Below are 18,255 nucleotides of genomic sequence, written 5' to 3' on the forward strand. Positions count from 1 at the left end.
TGCTTATTTTTTGTGCAAATAGCTGAGGGGCCAGAAAACTAAGGGTTTTTTCTAGATGCCCATAATTTACCAACAGAGTTATCCACAGATTCAGTGGATGCCTTTCCTCTTGCGCCTGCCTTTGTAACATTGCAGCGCCACGCAGAATCACGGATCTGTTACATGACCAATGACTCGCCCGCAGAAAAAACCGGATATGACCGGATCGCGGAGTACCTGAAAACCCTAGACGGATCGCCCGGCGTGTACCGAATGCTGGACGCTGAAAGTCGGGTTTTGTACGTCGGTAAGGCACGTAATTTGCGTAATCGGGTCAGTAATTATGCCCGCCCGGGAAATCATTCGGCCCGCATTGCGCGAATGATTTCTGAAACTGTTTCGATGATGTTTCTGACAACGCGCACCGAAACCGAAGCGCTTCTGCTGGAACAGAACCTCATCAAACAGCTGAAGCCGCGCTACAACGTATTGTTGCGCGACGATAAATCTTTTCCGAACGTTTTGGTGACGGGCCACGAATTTCCGATGGTCAAAAAACATCGCGGTGCGAAAAAGGAAAAGGGCCAGTATTTCGGCCCCTTTGCCAGCGCTGGGGCGGTGAACCGAACGCTGAGCCAGTTGCAACGCGTTTTTCTTTTGCGCAACTGTACAGATAGCCAATTTGAAACGCGCACGCGTCCATGTTTGCAGTATCAGATCAAACGATGCAGCGCGCCTTGTGTTGGCAAGATCAGCGCGGCTGAATATGGCGCTGCGGTAAAAGACGCGGCAGATTTCCTGTCTGGTAAAACGGCCCATATCCAAGAGGCGTTAGCCAAACAGATGATGGACGCGAGCGAGGCCATGGAGTTTGAGCGTGCCGCGGCGCTGCGTGACCGGATCAAGGCATTGACCCAAGTGCAAACGGCCCAAGGGATCAATCCGCGCACTGTGTCCGAAGGCGACATTATCGCTCTGCATACAGAAAACGGTCAGGCCTGCGTTCAGGTTTTTTTCATCCGAGCAAACCAGAACTGGGGCAATCACGATTATTATCCGCGCATCACAGGTGACGAAGATTTGTCAGAAGTGATGGAAGCCTTTGTTGGGCAGTTTTATTCGGATCGAGAGCCGCCAAAGCAAATTGTTCTGTCGCATGGTTTGGATAACGAAGACCTTATGTCGGCTGCATTGGCGGAAAAAGCAGGGCGTAAGGTCGAAATCACCGTTCCCCAGCGCGGGGAAAAGGCCGAGTTGGTCGCGAACGCAGCGCGAAACGCCAAAGAAAGTCTAGCGCGCCGCATGTCAGAAAGCGCGACACAGCTGAAACTGTTGCGCGGGATCGCCGAAGCATTTGATCTGGATGGGCCGCCCGAACGGATTGAGGTTTACGATAACAGCCACATCCAAGGCACGAATGCGGTGGGCGCTATGATCGTGGCTGGTCCCGAAGGGTTTTTGAAATCCCAATATCGGAAATTTAACATCAAAGGCGATAGTCTAACCCCCGGCGACGACTTTGGCATGATGAAAGAAGTGCTAACCCGCAGGTTCAGCCGCCTTTTGAAAGAAGACCCCGATCGAACCCAAGGCATGTGGCCCGATTTGCTGTTAATCGACGGTGGTGCAGGGCAAGTTTCGGCGGTTCAGGAAATTCTGGACGAAATGGGCGTCGAGGACGTTGCTATGGTCGGTGTCGCCAAAGGCGAATTCCGCGATCACGGTAAAGAGGAGTTTTATCGAACCGGCGAACGGCCATTTGCGTTGCAACGTAATGACCCTGTTCTGTATTTCATTCAGCGCATGCGGGACGAGGCGCATAGGTTCGCGATTGGCACACACCGCGCAAAGCGGGCGAAATCGTCAATGGCAAATCCATTGGACGATATCGATGGCGTTGGCGCGACCCGCAAACGCGCGCTTTTGGCGCATTTCGGTAGTGCGAAAGCGGTCAGTCGCGCGAATCTAGCCGATTTAAAAGCGGTCGAAGGGATATCGGATGCCTTGGCCGAAACGATATATGCGCATTTTCACGAAAACGGCTGATCTGTTTCCAAAAGGTGCGGCTGCGCCGCGTTCTTTTTGTCTCGGGCCTTTTGGGGCCCTCGGGTTTAGGGCTGTTCGTTCGGGTTCGCCCCGTTTATGAAGGTCGCAAAGAACCAGAGGGACAAAGATATGAACTGGAACCTGCCGAATATTCTGACGGTTTTGCGGTTGCTCGCGGCGCCAGGTGTGGCGGTGATGTTCCTGTATTTTCATCGTCCCACGGCGGATTGGGTTGCACTGGTGCTGTTTATCCTGGCCGCTGTGACCGATTTCTTTGACGGCTATTTGGCGCGCCGCTGGGGACAAGAAAGCAAAATCGGCGCAATGTTGGACCCGATTGCCGATAAGGCGATGGTGGTTATTGCGCTATTGGTCATCACAGGGTTTTCTGGCATGAATCCGTGGATTTTGCTACCTGCGACTGTGATCATGTTCCGCGAGGTTTTCGTTTCGGGACTGCGTGAATTTCTGGGCGATACAGCCGGTTTGTTAAAGGTGACCAAACTGGCAAAGTGGAAAACGACAGCCCAGATGGTTGCGATTGCCGTGTTGTTTTCAACGGGTGCGTTTGAAACCTATTTCGCAATGGAAACCGACGGCATGGATGTGGCGTTCATTGCCGAAGTGTTACGCGGGAATGTGCCAGATGAAAACGGGATCATCTGGAAACATTTCGGTGCTGTTTGGTCGTGGAACATCGGTGTGGTTTTGCTGTGGATCGCGGGAATTTTAACCATCCTGACCGGATGGGACTATTTCCGTAAGGCTCTTCCTTATCTAAAGTGATCTTATGATCGACGTTTTATATTTCGCATGGGTCCGTGAACGGATCGGAGAGCCAAAAGAAACTGTAGAGACGTCTGCGGTGACGGTTTTGGATTTGGTCAACGAATTGCGGGCGCGCGAAGAACGCTACGCTCTTGCCTTTTCTGACCTGTCGGCGTTGCGCGTTGCTGTGGATCAGGAGCTGACCGAATTTGATGCGCCGCTTGCTGGTGCGCGTGAGGTCGCGTTTTTCCCGCCGATGACAGGTGGCTGATGTCGGTACGTGTGCAATCAGAACCGTTTGATGCAGGTGCCGAACTGAATGCTTTTAGCATGGGGGCTGAAGGTGCCGGCGCGGTTGTTAGCTTTACCGGAATTGTGCGTGATATTGCTGGAGGGTTGGACGTGATGGAGATCGAACATTACCCCGGCATGACCGAAAAGGCGATTTCAGGCATCGTCGCGCAGGCGCAGCAGCGATGGGATTTGGCTGATGTGTTGGTGATTCATCGTTATGGCGCATTGCACGCAAACGATCAGATCATGATGGTCGCAACAGCGTCGCGGCACCGTGTTGCAGCGTTTGAGGCAGCAGAATTTCTGATGGATTATTTGAAATCACGCGCACCATTTTGGAAAAAAGAACACACCAAAGATGGCGCTGATTGGGTGGATGCCACCGATGCCGATGAAAAGGCGCTGGACCGCTGGTAATCTAGATCGGATTTTAACGAACGCCCCATATTTTTAGGGGCTGTTAAAGACCCAAGGTCATAGTCGGACTGATCAGTCAGGACGTATCTATGACCGCCGTTACCAATAGCCCGCTGGACTATATCGTTCAGGAAAGTCAGAAAAATATTAAGCAGACCGTACGCAATTCGCTGGCGGCCGGGCATGCGCAATTGGCCTATCAGCCAATTGTTACCGCAGACCACAATAACTTTGTCGCATTTTACGAAGGCCTGATCCGACTGCGGGACGACGGCGGGCGGATCATTCCTGCGGGCCAATTTATGTCGGATGTCGAAGAAACCGCGATGGGGCGGGACATTGACTGCGCGTCTTTGCGGCTGGGATTAAATGTGCTGCGGACCCATCCAACCTTGCGATTATCTATCAATATGTCAGCGCGCAGTTTGGCGGACGGCAAATGGCGCCGTACACTGATGGAGGGGTTGCGCGGCCAAACCAAATGCGGAGAGCGTTTGATTTTGGAAATCAGTGAAACCTCGGCCATGCAGCTGCACGAGGTGCTGATCCGTTTCATGGAAGAAATGCAGCCCTATGGTGTCAATTTTGCTTTGGATGATTTCGGGGCGGGGTTGATTGCCTTTCAACGTTTAAAAGACTTTTACTTTGATATGGTTAAGATCGACCGGTGCTTTGTGCGCAATATCCACGATTCGCCTGATAATCAGGTCATGACAGAAGCGTTGGTAAATGTGGCGCATCAGTTTGAAATGTTTGCGATTGCTGAAGGTGTGGAATCTCAGCAAGAAGCCGCCGTTTTGACAGCGTTGGGCGTGGATTGTTTGCAAGGCTATTTATACGGTGTTCCAAAATTGAAACTGACACTGTGACCTTTGGTCTTAGCCGCGTCGCAGCGAAATAATGTTGCGCAAATGGGGTCCAGTACTTACAACAATGGCAAGGGCGAGCCAGAATCTATTTCTTCGCCTATTCGGATTTAAGAGGAGATTCCCCTATGACCAATATTGTTATCGCATCTGCTGCACGTACCGCTGTAGGCAGCTTTGGTGGTTCGTTTGCAAATACCCCAGCACATGATCTGGGTGCAGCAGTGCTAGAGGCGGTGGTCGAACGTGCGGGTATTGATAAAGCTGACGTTAGCGAAACCATCATGGGTCAGGTTCTGACCGCTGGTCAGGGTCAGAACCCTGCGCGTCAGGCTCATATCAACGCAGGTCTTCCTATCGAAAGCGCCGCATGGGGCATCAACCAAGTTTGTGGTTCGGGACTGCGTACTGTTGCGCTGGGTGCGCAGCACATCATGCTGGGCGATGCGTCCATCGTAATTGCAGGCGGTCAGGAAAACATGTCGTTGTCAGCGCATTGTGCCCACCTGCGCACAGGCACGAAAATGGGCGACATGAAAATGATCGACACCATGATCAAAGATGGCCTGTGGGACGCATTCAACGGTTACCACATGGGTCAGACCGCAGAAAACGTTGCCGAGAAATACGGCATCACCCGCGAAATGCAGGATGAATTCGCACTTGCATCGCAGAACAAAGCAGAGGCCGCGCAAAAGGCTGGTAAATTCGCTGACGAAATCGCGGCCTTTACCGTGAAAACTCGCAAGGGTGAGACTGTCGTTGATCAAGACGAATACATCCGCCACGGCGCAACGCTGGAAAGCATGCAGAAACTGCGCCCAGCGTTCACCAAAGACGGCTCGGTCACTGCGGGTAACGCATCGGGCATCAACGATGGTGCGTCCGCTACCTTGATGATGACCGAAGAAGAAGCCGCAAAGCGTGGCATCACGCCAATGGCGCGTATCGCTGGTTATGCGACCGCTGGTCTGGACCCATCGATCATGGGTTGCGGCCCAATCCCTGCATCGCGCAAAGCGCTGGAAAAGGCAGGCTGGTCGGTCGGCGATCTGGATCTGGTCGAAGCGAACGAAGCTTTCGCCGCGCAGGCCTGTGCCGTTAACAAAGAAATGGGTTGGGACCCAGCGATCGTGAACGTCAACGGCGGCGCGATTGCAATCGGTCACCCGATCGGCGCATCGGGCAACCGCGTGCTGAACACCCTGTTGTTCGAAATGCAGCGCCGCGGTGCTAACAAAGGTTTGGCTACCTTGTGTATCGGAGGCGGCATGGGCGTGGCACTTTGTGTTGAACGCGCGTAACAAACGTACTTTAGTATGGTTTTTGAGGGGGCGGTTCTTCCGCCCCTTTTTTATTGTTGTGCATTTGCGGCGTAACTATGTTGCGCGCGCAGCATCGTTAATGTAACAAGATTACTAAATGATTTTGTAGGAAGGAGAATCATATGTCCCGCGTAGCATTGGTAACTGGTGGATCCCGCGGCATTGGCGCCGCTATTTCGAAAGAGCTAAAAGAGGCTGGATACACCGTTGCGGCGACTTATGCCGGCAATGATGAAAAAGCTGCGGCATTCACCGCAGAGACCGGTATTAAAACCTACAAATGGAACGTAGGCAGCTATGACGATAGCGCTGCTGGCCTAGCAAAAGTCGAAGAGGAATTGGGTCCTATCGACATCATCGTGGCAAACGCTGGCATCACCCGCGATGCGCCGTTCCACAAAATGACCAAAGAACAGTGGAAAGAGGTCATCGACACCAACCTGACCGGCGTGTTCAACACCGTGCATCCTGTGTGGCCAGGTATGCGGGAACGCAAATTCGGCCGCGTTGTCGTGATTTCGTCGATCAACGGTCAAAAAGGTCAGTTCGGTCAGGTGAACTATGCCGCGACCAAAGCGGGCGATCTGGGTATCGTGAAGTCGCTGGCCCAAGAAGGCGCACGTTTCAACATCACCGCAAACGCAATCTGCCCAGGCTACATCGCAACCGAAATGGTTATGGCTGTGCCTGAAAAAGTACGCGAAGCGATCATCGGCCAAATCCCAACTGGCCGTCTGGGCGAACCAGAGGAAATCGCGCGCTGCGTGAAATTCTTGGTCGCGGATGACGCGCAATTTGTGAATGGTTCGACCGTTTCGGCAAACGGCGCTCAGTTCTTTGTCTAAGGGCTTGCCCGTTTAGCAAAAATCACAATGAATGGGCCGGTCAAATGATCGGCCTTTTTCATGTCTAAAAATACCTATACCGCGATTGGGTTTATTGCTGTTCTGCTGTGGGCGTTGCTGGCGTTGTTCACGGTCGGATCAGCGCCCGTTCCTGCGTTCCAATTGAATGCCATTTGTTTTGCCATTGGCGGCGGGATCGGCGTGGTATGGCTGCTGGCGACAGGCAATGTCGGGCAACTGAAAACGGTGCCGCTGCATGTTTATGTGATCGGCACGCTGGGTCTGTTTGGATACCATTTCCTGTATTTTTCCGCGCTCCGCTTAGCCCCCGCAGCCGAGGCTGGTCTGATCGCCTATCTTTGGCCGCTGCTGATCGTGCTGTTTTCGGGCCTTTTGCCGGGCGAAACGCTGCGACGGGGGCACATCATTGGCGGGTTGATCGGCTTTGCGGGTGCGGCACTGATCGTGGCCAAGGGTGCGAATTTTAACGCGGATGCCTTGCCCGGATACGGATTGGCGTTTTTGTGTGCGCTGACGTGGTCGGGGTATTCGGTGATCTCCCGCAGCTTTGGCGCGGTGCATACGGCATCGGTCGTGGTGTTCTGCCTTGCGACCGCTGTTCTATCGGGAATCGCGCATGTCGGGCTTGAAACCACGGTTTGGCCTGAAACCACGTTGGGCTGGCTGTCGATCATCGGGCTAGGCGTTGGCCCCGTTGGGATCGCGTTTTTCGTTTGGGATGTGGGCGTGAAACAGGGCGACATACAGCTGTTGGGCGTCGCATCCTATGCGGCGCCCGTGTTGTCTACCTTTGCTCTGGTTGTTTGTGGGATAGCAGAACCAACGTGGGTTCTGTTTGCTGCTGCGGCGTTAATCACCGCAGGGGCAGCACTGGCCGCAAAGGCCAGCGCCTAACCTTTAATGGGTGGTCAGTCGGGTAATTTCCTCTTTGACCATGAGCTTTTGTTTTTTCAGTTGCGCGACTTCAAGCGAACTGGCGCTTGGACTTCGTTGAACGGCATCGACTTTGGCCGAGAGGGTCTGGTGTTTCTTCCTTAGTTCTTGGATATGCGAACTTAGGCTCATTATCTTCTCCTCTGTTGTGTGTTGTCACAACTCCACTGCAGCATAGTTTTGCAAAACTGTCACGCGGCAGTGCAGAAAATTTAATAATAAGTCGTTTTCCGCCGATTGAACGCAATTTTATTAATCAAAATAGGCGTAATTCAGCGCCGTCACGTAAAATCGACTTGACCACGGTCGTATAGGATTCGCCGTCAGCGGTATGCGCAACCCCGTCGTGCATGACCAAAGGGGGACGCAATTTGAACGCCGCCCGCCCGTTTTTTCGGGCTGACAGAATAAACAGTCCCGATTCGCGCCCCTGTCGCGGTGCGATCGGTTGAATGACGATCGATCCCAGCAGTGAATGAACCACCGCTACTGTTTCAGGTAGGCGGTCTATCCGCTGGATCAAGGTCAGATAGCCACGCGGCGCGATCCTTTTGGCGCCGATGGTGATCCAATCGGCTAGCGGGGTGTCGCCGCCCAATGCTGTGTCGCGGCCTTTGTCCGTGGCGGGCGTGGACGCGTCGCGCAGGTAGTAGGGCGGGTTCATAATGACGTGATCGAATTGCGTGTTTCGAATGTCGGCGGGCAGGGCGCGTAGGTCTGCGGTGATCACGTCAAACGGCAGATCATTTTCGGCGGCGTTCCGGCGGGCCAGATCCGCGTAATCGGGCTGTAGTTCGATCCCCGTTGCGCGAATGCCCGCGACCCGCGTCGCCGCGCATAATGACGCCGCGCCAACGCCGCAGCCCAATTCCAGCAGCGTTTCGCCTGATTTTATGGGTGTTGCTGCGGCCAGCAATACAGGGTCCACGCCCGCGCGGTATCCGTTGGCGGGTTGATACAGGCGCAAACGTCCGCCCAGAAAATCGTCACGCGTCAGGTCGGTCACTGGCCCAAATCAATCTCGTTATCGCGCATAATCGCGGCGGCGATGAAATGATCGCGGTCGGCCACCATCAAACGGCGCGGCAATATGCCAATGCTTCCGTCAAGGACGCTCATATTTACGTCGAATTCAAAGCAGTCTATACCCTCACCATCCAAGAGCACCTTTGCAAAGGCGATCACTGTCGGGTCAGTCGTGCGCAAAAGTTCTTTCATACCACAGACCTAAGACGCCAAAGAGCGTTTGCCAATACCGCGGATGGAGCCGGCATGAGCCTAGATGTAGCTGCGACTAAACCTCATGAACGTCTGGCGCAGGCGCTGGCCCCTGAAATGGCGGCCGTGAATGCCATGATCCGCGAACGTATGGCGTCTGAACACGCCCCCCGCATCCCCGAGGTCACAGCGCATTTGGTCGAGGCAGGCGGCAAACGTCTGCGCCCGATGCTGACCTTGGCAGCGGCGAAACTGTGCGGCTATACCGGCGACTATCACATCCATCTGGCGACGACCGTTGAATTCATTCACACGGCGACCCTGCTGCATGATGATGTCGTGGACGAAAGCGACCAGCGCCGTGGCCGGCCAACCGCGAACCTTTTGTGGGATAACCCAAGCTCGGTTCTGGTTGGCGATTACCTGTTTTCCCGTTCGTTCCAGATCATGGTGGAAACGGGGTCGATCCGCGTTCTGGGCATTTTGGCCGATGCGTCCGCCACTATTGCCGAAGGCGAAGTTTTACAGCTGACCGTTTCGCGTGACCTGTCCACCAGCGAAGACACTTATCTAAAGGTCGTTCGCGGCAAAACCGCAGCGCTGTTTTCTGCCGCGACCCAAGTCGGCGCGGTGATTTCGGGCGCGGATCAGGCTGTTGAACAGGCGCTGTATGATTATGGTGATGCCCTGGGTATTTCGTTCCAGATGGTTGACGACCTGCTGGATTACGGCGGTACCGAAGCGATCGGCAAAAACATCGGCGACGATTTCCGCGAACGCAAACTGTCGCTGCCATTGATCAAAGCTATCGCAAAATCGGACGCTGATGAAATGGCGTTCTGGACCCGCACCATTGCCAAAGGCAAACAGGACGACGGCGATCTGGAACAGGCCATCGCGATCATGAAAAAACATGGCGCGCTAGAGGCGACCCGCGACGAGGCGCTGGCGTGGTCCGCCAAAGCCAAAGAGTCGCTGCAATCCGTGCCCGACCACGAAATCCGCACCATGTTGTCGGATATCGCAGACTATGTGGTCGCGCGGATTAACTAAGCAGCGGGGTCGGCACGACCCACCAGCTACCTTTGCGAATTTGGATAGGGCGTGCGACCTGACGGGCGGCGCCCATATCTTTGACCAGTGCAACGCAGGTCGCGCCCGATCCTGACATACCCGCCCACAGCACGCCGCGCTGATTGCGCAGGAGGGTTAGGGCTTCGTCGATTTCGGGGGCAATGGCGGCTGCGGGTGGATGCAGATCATTGCGCTGTTCGTTCAGCCACGCCGCAAATTCGGGCAGAGTCGCCCCCGTCGGCAAATCGCCCATCGACGGGTTGCGTTTGGTTTTCAGGCCTTGGAATGTCGCAGGGGTGGGGACTTCGACGCCGGGGTTGACCAGCACCATGGCGGCGCGGGGCAGGGCGGTGAAATCCGTCAGGTGATCGCCGATGCCGCGCATACGGCAGGGTGTCGGCGCACGCAGGCAAACAGGTACATCCGCACCCAGCGCGACAACGGCGTCGTGGTCATGGGGCAATGGGTCGACGTCCCACAGCTCTGCCAGCAATTTCAATGTGGCGGCTGCGTCCGATGACCCGCCGCCGATCCCCGCCGCGTGGGGCAGGTTTTTTTCCAGATGCAGATGCGCGCCCATAGTGATGCCGCGGACGCTACGCAAGGCTTCGGCGGCGCGCAGGATCAGGTTGGATTCGTCAGTTGGAACGCCCACCGCGAAATGACCCGACACAGTCAGGCGCATATCTACGGCGCGGGTGGCAGAGATCACATCGCCGACCTCAGCAAAGGTAACAAGGCTATCCAGCAGATGGTATCCGTCCGTTCGCTGGCCCGTCACATGCAGGGTCAGGTTGATTTTTGCAGGAGCGGTTGCCTTGATCGTGGTCACGGTTTTGGCTCGTCTAGCGGTGCGTTTTCGCGTTCCAGAACGGCGTCCAGCCCAACCTCTAGCTTCAGCCGGATGCGTTCTGCGTCTTTTTCTGCGGGATCAAAGGACAATGCGCGCTGCCATTGAAAACGGGCTTCGATTTTGCGGCCGACCATCCAATAGGCATCGCCCAAATGATCGTTCACTACAGGGTCTGTCGCTTCGAGTTCAGACGCGCGTTCCAAAAGTGGTGTGGCCTCTGCGTAGCTGCCCAATTGGTACATGGCCCAACCTAGGCTGTCGATAATTGCCCCATTGTCGGGATCGGCGGCTATGGCCTCTTCGATCAAGGCCAGCGCTTCGTCCAGTTTTTCACCGCGTTCGATCAGGGAGTACCCCAGATAATTCAAAACGGTCGGATGTCCGGGACGCAATTCCAAAGCGCGGCGGAAATCCGTTTCAGCGGCGTCCCATTGCTGCATCCGTTCACGGCAAATGCCGCGGGAAAAATACACGAACCACAGTCTGCGAACCTCTTCGTCGGGGGCGTGCATTTCCAGTGCTTTGGTGTAGGCGGCTTCGGCTTCGGCGTATTGTTCGTCGCGGCGCAGGTGATCGCCTAACGTGTATAAAACGAATGGCGCCGCGGTAAATCGGCGGTTTAAATTGCGCAGCGCCTCGATTGCGGCTTCGGATTGGCCTGCGTTTTCCAATGCTTCGGCACGGCCCAATTCGGCTTCGATAAATCGTGGGTCGTCGTCGGGAACCAAAGCATAGGTTTGCGCGGCCAGATCATCGCGGCCCGTTTGGGCATAAGTTCCAGCCGCCATGATAATGGGGTCGGATTTGGTCGGGGCCAGCAGATGTGCAGACCATGCGTAGGTCAGCGTATATGATGGCGGCGCGTCAGCCGATACGGCCGAAGCAATCGACATGAACACTTCGGACAGGCCTTCGCTGGGGGACGTGATAACGTCAAAGGCAAATGTTTTTCCGTCTTGCAGCGCGCGGATCATCCGATTGCCCATCGGGTTCACGGCCATCGGGTCAGCGCGGCGTAGAATGCCGATAGCATCGTCCGCGCGGTCCAGTTGGCTTAGGATCTGGGCATAAGCGATAACGGCGGCAGGGTTGAGCGCCATGCCGTTGTCCATAGCATCGGAAAACAGTTGGTCTGCGCTTTCAAAGTCGCCGACATAGGCATAGGCCAGCGCCTTTTGATATACGCCAAAGGACGACGATCCTTGGATTTCCGACTGGGCGTCAAATGCCTCGATCGCGTCAGACATGCGGCCATCGGCCAGTGCGGCCCAAGCCTGAATCGATCCATCGACCAACGGGCTGATCGACATGCCCTGTTCCAGATAGGTGTGCGCCTGATCCCAATCGCCGTTTTTGATTGCTTGAATCATGACCACGATATTGGCGACCTGACTGATATTTCCCTGATCTGCCAGCTGACGAGCGTATGGTGCGGCGCTATCGAAATCGCCCATCGCTGCATAGGCGTTAATGATGCCGTCAACGATCGACAAATCCTGAGGGTTATCGGGCAAAAAGCGTTCGAAATAATCGGCGGCTTCTTGGTAGGAACCTTCGGTGAAAGCCTGCTTGCCCGCCAGATACGCGCCAAAACCACCATCGGCGCGGGCGGAAAATGGAATAAGGCTAAGGGTAATTGCAGTTGCTGCGCACAGGCGTCGGATCGACAAGGTCACGTAGGCCCCTTTCATTCTTTTTCGGGCTAAGCGTAATGAAAACGCCCGCCCTTCGCAATCAAAGGACGGGCGCAATTGGCAAGATGCCGCGCGTGGGATGGCCCGCGATTGGCGGGCCGCCGCTTACATATTTGGATAGTTCGGGCCGTCGCCGCCCTGAGGTGTGGTCCAGTTGATGTTCTGCGATGGGTCTTTGATGTCGCAGGTTTTGCAGTGGACACAGTTTTGGAAATTGATCTGGAATTTCGGTCCATCGTCGCCTTCGATGACTTCGTAGACGCCTGCGGGGCAATAACGCTGTGCAGGTTCATCGAATTTCGGCAGGTTCACCGCGATCGGCAGCGAAGGATCGGCCAATTTCAGGTGGCATGGCTGCGATTCTTCGTGGTTGGTAAAGCTGAACGACACGTTGGTCAGACGGTCGAAAGACAACACGCCATCTGGTTTTGGATAGTCGATCTTTTTGTGCTTTGCGGCCTCTTCGGTGGATGCGGCGTCGTTTTTGCCGTGCTTCATCGTGCCAAACAGCGAAAAGCCCAACGTGTTGGTCCACATGTCCAGACCGCCCAGTGCCAGACCGCCCAGCAGGCCGTATTTCGACCACATCGGTTTGACGTTGCGCACTTTGTTCAGGTCCTTGCCGATTACGCCGCCACGGATGCGTGCATCGTATTCGTCCAGAGTGTCACCCGAACGGCCCGATTGTATCGCGGCGAACGCGGCTTCGGCGGCTTCAATGCCCGAATGCATGGCGTTGTGGTTGCCTTTGATGCGTGGGACGTTGACCAGACCAGCCGAGCAACCCAGCAGCGCACCACCAGGGAATGCCGTTTGTGGGATCGACTGCATGCCGCCTTCGGAAATGGCACGGGCGCCGTAAGCCACGCGTTTGCCGCCCTTTAGCAGTTCTGCAACCATCGGGTGGTGCTTGAATCGCTGGAATTCCATGTACGGATACAGGTGCGGGTTTTTGTAGTTCAGGTGAACCACGAAACCGACATACACTTGGTTGTTATCTAGGTGATAGATGAACGAACCGCCGCCTGCTTCGGAACCCAAAGGCCAGCCCATGGTGTGGGTCACGCTGCCTTCTTTGTGTTTTGCTGGGTCGATTTCCCAGATTTCTTTCATGCCGATGCCGAATTTCTGCGGGCAGTGACCGTTCGACAGGTCGTATTTCGCCATGACTTCTTTGGACAGGGATCCGCGCACGCCTTCGGACAGGAACACGTATTTGCCGTGCAGCTCCATGCCTGGTTCGGTGCCTTCGCCGATGGAACCATCAGCCTCTAGGCCGAATACGCCAGCAACAACGCCTTTAACCTCGCCGTTTTCGCCGTAGACCAGTTCGGAACAGGCCATACCTGGGAAAATTTCAACGCCCAGCTCTTCGGCTTGTTCAGCCATCCAGCGGCAGACGTTGCCCATCGATACGATATAGTTGCCGTGGTTGTTCATCAGCGGCGGCATCGCAGCGTTCGGCAGGCGGATTCCGCCCGCTTCGCCCAAGAAATAGAATTTGTCTTCTTTCACTGGAACAGTGATTGGCGCGCCTTTTTCTTTCCAATCAGGAATCAGACGGTTCAGGCCCGATGGGTCCAGAACGGCGCCCGATAGGATATGCGCGCCGACCTCTGACCCTTTTTCCAAAACAACGACGCTTAGGTCTGCGTCCAGCTGTTTCAGGCGGATCGCAGCAGACAGGCCAGCAGGGCCCGCACCTACGATCACAACGTCATATTCCATAGCTTCCCGTTCGATGGCGGTCATGGCTGTTCCTTTTGCTGCGCGGAGGTATCCGGTAACTTTCTTTCGTCTCGGATTATCCTATGGGTGCGATTGGGGCAATCGCGACACGGCGTTATTTCGCCTTAACGCGACAAAACGGTACAAGATTCGGCTATTGCGGTACTTTCTGACCGTTTGCGCGATGGCGGCCACTTGACTTCTATCCCCCTCAATACGTTATGCACTTCTGATCAAGGAATTTACTTCGACGGAGTACCCAATGGAAAAGATCCCGCTGACCCGGGCTGGTTTTGATAAAATTGATGCCGAGCTGAAACACCTGAAATCGGTGGAACGCCCTGCAATCATCGAAGCCATCGCCGAGGCCCGCGCATTGGGCGACCTTTCGGAAAACGCGGAATACCATTCGGCAAAGGAAAAACAGTCCTTTATCGAAGGCCGCATCAAAGAACTAGAAGGCGTCATGGGTCTGGCCGATGTGATTGACGTCGCCAAAATGTCTGGCACCGTTAAATTCGGCGCGACTGTCGAATTGGTGGACGAAGACACCGACGAAGAAAAAACCTATCAGATCGTTGGTGAATACGAAGCCGATCTGGAAAACGGCAAGCTGAACATCAAATCGCCGCTAGCGCGCGGTCTGATCGGCAAAGACGAAGGCGACAGTGTCGAAGTTCGCACGCCAGGCGGTTTGCGCAGCTATGAAATCCTAAGCATTACGTATAAATAATCCCTAGCAACGCGGGGGTGCCTATGGCCATCGATCTAAAACAGGATTCTGATTCTACGCAGCAGGATCTGACGGCGGTGGAATGGGCAGGTATCGCAGCAGCGCTGATCTGGTTGGTCGGCGCTGGTGTCTATTTCACTTTCTTTTCGACCGGTAGCGGCGAAAATTCGGATGGTATTCGGTTCGTGTTTACTCTTGTTGCTTTGCTACTGCCTGTCGCAGTTGTCTGGATGGCCGTCACATCGGCGCGCAACATGCGCATCTACCGCGAAGAAACCGATCGCTTGCGTCAGTCGATTGATTCCATGCGTGCCGCGTTGTTGGCCGAACGTCAGGCCAAAACCCAAGCGATAGCCCCGCAGGTCGAAGAAAAACTGGCTGCGATTGCACATACAGCGCAGAAAACCGAAACGGTTCTGGCTACTTTTACTTCGTCCCGTCAGGCAGGCCGCGTTCAGGTGCCGCTGCCCCGTTCCGTCGAAGCGGACGAACAGCCCAGCTTGGCCCTTGGTACGCCCGCAGAGGATCTAGAGCCGCCGCTATCGACGACCGATCTGATCCGCGCGCTGAATTTCCCAGAAACCCAAGAGGATGTCGAAGGTTTCGCCGCCTTGCGTGCCGCGCTAAAGGACCGTCAGGCGCGTCAACTGGTGCAGGCTGCGCAGGATATCCTGACGCTGCTGTCCCAAGATGGTATTTACATGGATGACATGCGCCCGGACCGCGCACGCCCCGACATCTGGCGTCGTTTCGCCAAAGGTGAACGCGGGCGCACCGTTGCGGCATTGGGCGGCATTCGTGACCGTTCCTGTCTTGCGCTGACGTCTACGCGTATGCGCGAAGATGCGATTTTCCGCGACGCAGCGCACCATTTCCTGCGCCGTTTCGACAAGACCCTGATCGAGTTCGAAGAGCACGCAACCGACGAAGAAATCGTTTCCTTGTCTGAAACGCGAACCAGCCGTGCGTTTATGCTGTTGGGGCGCGTATCAGGTGCGTTCAACTAGGGTTGCGCCCTTTGTCATTTTAATAAATGATCAAATTCTCAATTCGTGAATTTGGCGACCGATGACACCCCAATCCCGTAAAATCTATCTCAAAGGCCTCCTTGGTGGGCTGCCTTTTATGCCGGTTTTGATCCCTTTTGGACTGCTGTTCGGCGTTCTGGCAATGGATGCCGGATTGGCCTTGGGGCAGGCTATGGGCATGACAATGCTGGTTATTGCAGGCGCGTCCCAATTCACAGCGCTGCAAATGATGGTGGATAACGCGTCATTTTGGTTGATCGTCGCGGCAGCATTGGCTGTGAACCTGCGCATGGCGATGTATTCTGCCGCATTGGTGCCTTATCTGGGCGCGGCGCCGCTGTGGCAGCGAGTCTTGGTGGCTTATGCCAATTTTGATCAAACATATGCGGTGTCTGTTGCTGCCTATGATGCCAACCCGAATTGGACCGTCTCTGAACGGATCGCGTTCTTTTTCGGGGTGGCGACCCCGATCGTGCCCGTTTGGATCGCGGCATCTTTGGTTGGCGCATTGATCGGGCAGGCTATCCCTGTGAATACAGGTATGGATTTTGCGCTGCCTATCACTTTTATCGCGCTATTCGCGCCAATGCTAAAAACCATTCCGCATCTGGTTGCGGCAGCAGTGTCGATTGTGTTCGGTTTGCTATTTGCGACGCTGCCGTCGGGGCTGGGCCTTCTCGCGGCGGGCGCTCTGGCCATGTTCGCCGGCGCGGTGACCGAAACCATGATGCTGAGACGGGGTAAATCATGATCGATAATTCAGCGATGGTATGGGCGATAATTGCGGTTTTAGGTGTCGGTACTTTTCTGATCCGCTTTTCGTTTTTGGGGCTGATCGGCGATCGCCCTTTGCCGGATTTTCTGCAGCGCCTATTGCGATATGTGCCCGTTGCTGTACTGCCCGCTTTGGTCGCACCGCAAGTTGTCTGGCCCAACGCAACAGCAGGCGTTTTTGACCCCCTTCGGTTTTCAGTTGGAATTGTGACACTGGTGGTGGGGATCGTCACGCGGCAGGTGCTTGCCGCGATTATCGCAGGCGCAGGCGTGTTGCTAATAGGGCTATTGATTACCGCAGGGGCGTGACGTTGATACGATAAAGGACGCCAGAGTTGTCGTCTGAATCGTATTCCCGCACTTCGCGCGTCCGAACGTTTGGTAGCTTTGCGAACCTATTTTCCAGCGTGACTGGGAAAAACGTTGTGCCGATGGATTCGAACCCTGGCAGACCCGACAACAGACGTGACGTGGATGCCGCGCACATGGATTTGGGCACGGGGCCGTCCGACAGTGCGGCTTGCAATGCCATTTCTGCGACCGCTGGACTGACATCAATCTCTTGAATCACGGTATAATAGGTCGCACGCGAATGGTACGACACATAGTAGTCTGCGATTTGCGGCGTGACGCCAATAATCACATCATTCCGTTCGGGGATGTCGGGGTGGCGAAATGATCCCGCAGGGTCCCAGATCACGCGCTGGGATGCATTGATCATCAAAGACGTATGCGCCCCGTTGCCAGAGCCGACGTTTCGCATTGTCATCAATGTTAGGCGGGGTGGTCCGTCATGGGTGTATTCCATGGATCGGACAAAGTCGTCGGGTGCCCAAATGGCTTCGCCACAGCCGGCAACCAACAAGGGCGCGCCTAACATGAACTGTCTACGGTTCACTAGAATCGCGCCCCCTTGGCGATTGATAACGGATTAGCCGTTGATCAGAGTCAGCAGAACCAATGCCACCAAAATGCCGATGGTGGTGCGGGTTGCCAGCTTCATGAAACCGTTAAAGGTTTTCTCGTGTTCGCTGATATCCATGCTGCCGTGTTTGTGCTCAGCCATTTCAGGCTCCTTACATTCCTGTGTCGCGTTTGCGGGACTGAATAAATGATAATTTCTGGCCTGTCATCCCTTAGACCTGCTGCATCACGTCACAGCATCTAGATCTTTGCCCAATTGGAACCCGATCCGGTTCGGTTCGGCCTGTTCATTGGGTTTTGGCAAGGCCATCAACATCACGTTCAATTGGCTGACATGCTGAATCAGCTGCGTCCGTGCCCCAGATTCGTTAGACCCGTAGAAGGTGACGATATCGGGGTCATAGTATCCCAAACCTTCGATCCTCAGCGTACCCGCCGATGATCCAGTGAAACCCATTGCGACCTCTTGATCCGCATCCAGCTGTTTTTCAAAGTTCTGGATGTAGATGATCAGGCGTTCATAGGCCCATTGCGCAGGGCTTTTGTTGGCGGCGTTTTGTTTGACGGATGCTGGCAGGTCATCTGTTGATGGGCCATGCCGCGATGGATCGACATGCACTTCGTGAATGGTTGGCAAAACGGCATTTTCCAAAATTTCTGCCGACGTGTCGATGCTATCCGTGGTTTTCATATCGCGCCCCTTGTGACTTTGCGCTGAACATAATCACACTGGGT

The 18,255-nt window shown here is 55.0% G+C and carries 22 protein-coding genes; 13 read left to right on the forward strand and 9 right to left on the reverse strand.

Going from position 1 to position 18,255, the window contains the following annotated elements:
- The first annotated feature begins 162 nt into the window (after nt 1-162).
- The 8 genes from uvrC to yddG all read left to right on the forward strand — a co-directional run bounded on the left by uvrC (nt 163) and on the right by yddG (nt 7,455).
- Complete coding sequence (uvrC, locus tag BVC71_RS00590; protein ID WP_086449702.1) at nt 163-2,025, forward strand: excinuclease ABC subunit UvrC; 1,863 nt, start codon at nt 163-165, stop codon at nt 2,023-2,025.
- 129 nt (nt 2,026-2,154) lie between these two features.
- Nucleotides 2,155-2,811 (forward strand): CDP-diacylglycerol--glycerol-3-phosphate 3-phosphatidyltransferase, encoded by a 657-nt coding sequence (gene pgsA / locus BVC71_RS00595; protein WP_086449703.1) that lies wholly within the window; start codon nt 2,155-2,157, stop codon nt 2,809-2,811.
- A 4-nt stretch (nt 2,812-2,815) separates the two neighbouring features.
- The gene (gene moaD, locus BVC71_RS00600) at nt 2,816-3,064 is read left to right on the forward strand and encodes a molybdopterin converting factor subunit 1 (RefSeq protein WP_086449704.1); all 249 of its coding nucleotides are present in this window, start codon (nt 2,816-2,818) and stop codon (nt 3,062-3,064) included.
- Nucleotides 3,064-3,504: a molybdenum cofactor biosynthesis protein MoaE gene (locus tag BVC71_RS00605; protein ID WP_086449705.1), complete on the forward strand. Its 441-nt coding sequence runs from the start codon at nt 3,064-3,066 to the stop codon at nt 3,502-3,504. The genes moaD and BVC71_RS00605 overlap by 1 nt, the downstream gene beginning before the upstream one ends.
- A gap of 89 nt (nt 3,505-3,593) precedes the next feature.
- Entirely contained in the window at nt 3,594-4,373 is a 780-nt protein-coding gene (locus BVC71_RS00610; protein ID WP_086449706.1) for an EAL domain-containing protein, read from the forward strand.
- Between the two features lie 125 nt (nt 4,374-4,498).
- Nucleotides 4,499-5,674 (forward strand): acetyl-CoA C-acetyltransferase, encoded by a 1,176-nt coding sequence (locus BVC71_RS00615; RefSeq protein ID WP_086449707.1) that lies wholly within the window; start codon nt 4,499-4,501, stop codon nt 5,672-5,674.
- Nucleotides 5,675-5,817: 143 nt separating this feature from the next.
- On the forward strand, nt 5,818-6,540 hold the full coding sequence (phbB, locus tag BVC71_RS00620; RefSeq protein WP_086449708.1) for an acetoacetyl-CoA reductase: 723 nt from the start codon (nt 5,818-5,820) through the stop codon (nt 6,538-6,540).
- Between the two features lie 60 nt (nt 6,541-6,600).
- On the forward strand, nt 6,601-7,455 hold the full coding sequence (gene yddG / locus BVC71_RS00625) for an aromatic amino acid exporter YddG (protein ID WP_086449709.1): 855 nt from the start codon (nt 6,601-6,603) through the stop codon (nt 7,453-7,455).
- 3 nt (nt 7,456-7,458) lie between these two features.
- Here yddG and BVC71_RS00630 read toward each other — a convergent pair whose 3' ends face one another.
- The 3 genes from BVC71_RS00630 to BVC71_RS00640 form a co-directional block, all read right to left on the reverse strand.
- Complete coding sequence (locus BVC71_RS00630; protein WP_086449710.1) at nt 7,459-7,626, reverse strand: YdcH family protein; 168 nt, start codon at nt 7,624-7,626, stop codon at nt 7,459-7,461.
- A 124-nt stretch (nt 7,627-7,750) separates the two neighbouring features.
- On the reverse strand, nt 7,751-8,500 hold the full coding sequence (locus tag BVC71_RS00635) for a tRNA1(Val) (adenine(37)-N6)-methyltransferase (RefSeq protein ID WP_086449711.1): 750 nt from the start codon (nt 8,498-8,500) through the stop codon (nt 7,751-7,753).
- Entirely contained in the window at nt 8,497-8,712 is a 216-nt protein-coding gene (locus BVC71_RS00640; RefSeq protein ID WP_086449712.1) for a putative signal transducing protein, read from the reverse strand. Before BVC71_RS00640 ends, BVC71_RS00635 begins: the two co-directional genes overlap by 4 nt.
- A 54-nt stretch (nt 8,713-8,766) precedes the next feature.
- Here BVC71_RS00640 and BVC71_RS00645 point away from each other — a divergent pair, with 54 nt between their 5' ends.
- Nucleotides 8,767-9,765, forward strand: a complete 999-nt coding sequence (locus tag BVC71_RS00645; protein WP_086449713.1) for a polyprenyl synthetase family protein — start codon at nt 8,767-8,769, stop codon at nt 9,763-9,765.
- Here BVC71_RS00645 and BVC71_RS00650 read toward each other — a convergent pair.
- From BVC71_RS00650 to BVC71_RS00660, 3 genes are all read right to left on the reverse strand, one after another.
- Nucleotides 9,758-10,618 (reverse strand): 4-(cytidine 5'-diphospho)-2-C-methyl-D-erythritol kinase, encoded by an 861-nt coding sequence (locus BVC71_RS00650; protein ID WP_086449714.1) that lies wholly within the window; start codon nt 10,616-10,618, stop codon nt 9,758-9,760. The genes BVC71_RS00645 and BVC71_RS00650 overlap by 8 nt on opposite strands.
- Nucleotides 10,615-12,315 (reverse strand): tetratricopeptide repeat protein, encoded by a 1,701-nt coding sequence (locus BVC71_RS00655; RefSeq protein ID WP_165767693.1) that lies wholly within the window; start codon nt 12,313-12,315, stop codon nt 10,615-10,617. Before BVC71_RS00655 ends, BVC71_RS00650 begins: the two co-directional genes overlap by 4 nt.
- A 123-nt stretch (nt 12,316-12,438) precedes the next feature.
- The gene (locus BVC71_RS00660; RefSeq protein WP_086449716.1) at nt 12,439-14,085 is read right to left on the reverse strand and encodes an electron transfer flavoprotein-ubiquinone oxidoreductase; all 1,647 of its coding nucleotides are present in this window, start codon (nt 14,083-14,085) and stop codon (nt 12,439-12,441) included.
- A 238-nt stretch (nt 14,086-14,323) separates the two neighbouring features.
- Here BVC71_RS00660 and greA point away from each other — a divergent pair, with 238 nt between their 5' ends.
- The 4 genes from greA to BVC71_RS00680 all read left to right on the forward strand — a co-directional run bounded on the left by greA (nt 14,324) and on the right by BVC71_RS00680 (nt 16,905).
- Nucleotides 14,324-14,794, forward strand: coding sequence for a transcription elongation factor GreA (gene greA, locus BVC71_RS00665; RefSeq protein WP_086449717.1), 471 nt, complete (start codon nt 14,324-14,326; stop codon nt 14,792-14,794).
- A 23-nt stretch (nt 14,795-14,817) separates the two neighbouring features.
- Nucleotides 14,818-15,801, forward strand: a complete 984-nt coding sequence (locus BVC71_RS00670; protein WP_086449718.1) for a hypothetical protein — start codon at nt 14,818-14,820, stop codon at nt 15,799-15,801.
- A gap of 118 nt (nt 15,802-15,919) precedes the next feature.
- On the forward strand, nt 15,920-16,573 hold the full coding sequence (locus BVC71_RS00675; RefSeq protein WP_240516738.1) for an AzlC family ABC transporter permease: 654 nt from the start codon (nt 15,920-15,922) through the stop codon (nt 16,571-16,573).
- Nucleotides 16,570-16,905: an AzlD domain-containing protein gene (locus BVC71_RS00680; protein ID WP_086449720.1), complete on the forward strand. Its 336-nt coding sequence runs from the start codon at nt 16,570-16,572 to the stop codon at nt 16,903-16,905. Before BVC71_RS00675 ends, BVC71_RS00680 begins: the two co-directional genes overlap by 4 nt.
- Here BVC71_RS00680 and BVC71_RS00685 read toward each other — a convergent pair.
- From BVC71_RS00685 to BVC71_RS00695, 3 genes are all read right to left on the reverse strand, one after another.
- The gene (locus BVC71_RS00685; protein ID WP_086449721.1) at nt 16,889-17,494 is read right to left on the reverse strand and encodes a hypothetical protein; all 606 of its coding nucleotides are present in this window, start codon (nt 17,492-17,494) and stop codon (nt 16,889-16,891) included. The genes BVC71_RS00680 and BVC71_RS00685 overlap by 17 nt on opposite strands.
- A gap of 33 nt (nt 17,495-17,527) precedes the next feature.
- Nucleotides 17,528-17,662, reverse strand: coding sequence for an aa3-type cytochrome c oxidase subunit IV (locus BVC71_RS00690; protein WP_086449722.1), 135 nt, complete (start codon nt 17,660-17,662; stop codon nt 17,528-17,530).
- Between the two features lie 84 nt (nt 17,663-17,746).
- Nucleotides 17,747-18,211 carry a DUF6173 family protein gene (locus BVC71_RS00695; RefSeq protein WP_086449723.1) on the reverse strand — a complete coding sequence of 155 codons (465 nt, stop codon included), beginning with the start codon at nt 18,209-18,211 and terminating at the stop codon, nt 17,747-17,749.
- Nucleotides 18,212-18,255 lie beyond the last annotated feature (44 nt).

Source organism: Marivivens niveibacter, from assembly GCF_002150005.2.
GTDB classification, from domain to species: domain Bacteria; phylum Pseudomonadota; class Alphaproteobacteria; order Rhodobacterales; family Rhodobacteraceae; genus Marivivens; species Marivivens niveibacter.

What these genes read in the sequence shown, in the direction of transcription:
- uvrC (WP_086449702.1), top strand. Translation starts at nt 163, where the DNA reads ATGACCAATGACTCGCCCGCAGAAAAAACCGGATATGACCGGATCGCG.
- pgsA (WP_086449703.1), top strand. Translation starts at nt 2,155, where the DNA reads ATGAACTGGAACCTGCCGAATATTCTGACGGTTTTGCGGTTGCTCGCG.
- moaD (WP_086449704.1), top strand. Translation starts at nt 2,816, where the DNA reads ATGATCGACGTTTTATATTTCGCATGGGTCCGTGAACGGATCGGAGAG.
- BVC71_RS00605 (WP_086449705.1), top strand. Translation starts at nt 3,064, where the DNA reads ATGTCGGTACGTGTGCAATCAGAACCGTTTGATGCAGGTGCCGAACTG.
- BVC71_RS00610 (WP_086449706.1), top strand. Translation starts at nt 3,594, where the DNA reads ATGACCGCCGTTACCAATAGCCCGCTGGACTATATCGTTCAGGAAAGT.
- BVC71_RS00615 (WP_086449707.1), top strand. Translation starts at nt 4,499, where the DNA reads ATGACCAATATTGTTATCGCATCTGCTGCACGTACCGCTGTAGGCAGC.
- phbB (WP_086449708.1), top strand. Translation starts at nt 5,818, where the DNA reads ATGTCCCGCGTAGCATTGGTAACTGGTGGATCCCGCGGCATTGGCGCC.
- yddG (WP_086449709.1), top strand. Translation starts at nt 6,601, where the DNA reads ATGTCTAAAAATACCTATACCGCGATTGGGTTTATTGCTGTTCTGCTG.
- BVC71_RS00630 (WP_086449710.1), bottom strand. Translation starts at nt 7,626, where the DNA reads ATGAGCCTAAGTTCGCATATCCAAGAACTAAGGAAGAAACACCAGACC.
- BVC71_RS00640 (WP_086449712.1), bottom strand. Translation starts at nt 8,712, where the DNA reads ATGAAAGAACTTTTGCGCACGACTGACCCGACAGTGATCGCCTTTGCA.
- BVC71_RS00645 (WP_086449713.1), top strand. Translation starts at nt 8,767, where the DNA reads ATGAGCCTAGATGTAGCTGCGACTAAACCTCATGAACGTCTGGCGCAG.
- BVC71_RS00660 (WP_086449716.1), bottom strand. Translation starts at nt 14,085, where the DNA reads ATGACCGCCATCGAACGGGAAGCTATGGAATATGACGTTGTGATCGTA.
- greA (WP_086449717.1), top strand. Translation starts at nt 14,324, where the DNA reads ATGGAAAAGATCCCGCTGACCCGGGCTGGTTTTGATAAAATTGATGCC.
- BVC71_RS00670 (WP_086449718.1), top strand. Translation starts at nt 14,818, where the DNA reads ATGGCCATCGATCTAAAACAGGATTCTGATTCTACGCAGCAGGATCTG.
- BVC71_RS00675 (WP_240516738.1), top strand. Translation starts at nt 15,920, where the DNA reads ATGCCGGTTTTGATCCCTTTTGGACTGCTGTTCGGCGTTCTGGCAATG.
- BVC71_RS00680 (WP_086449720.1), top strand. Translation starts at nt 16,570, where the DNA reads ATGATCGATAATTCAGCGATGGTATGGGCGATAATTGCGGTTTTAGGT.
- BVC71_RS00690 (WP_086449722.1), bottom strand. Translation starts at nt 17,662, where the DNA reads ATGGCTGAGCACAAACACGGCAGCATGGATATCAGCGAACACGAGAAA.
- BVC71_RS00695 (WP_086449723.1), bottom strand. Translation starts at nt 18,211, where the DNA reads ATGAAAACCACGGATAGCATCGACACGTCGGCAGAAATTTTGGAAAAT.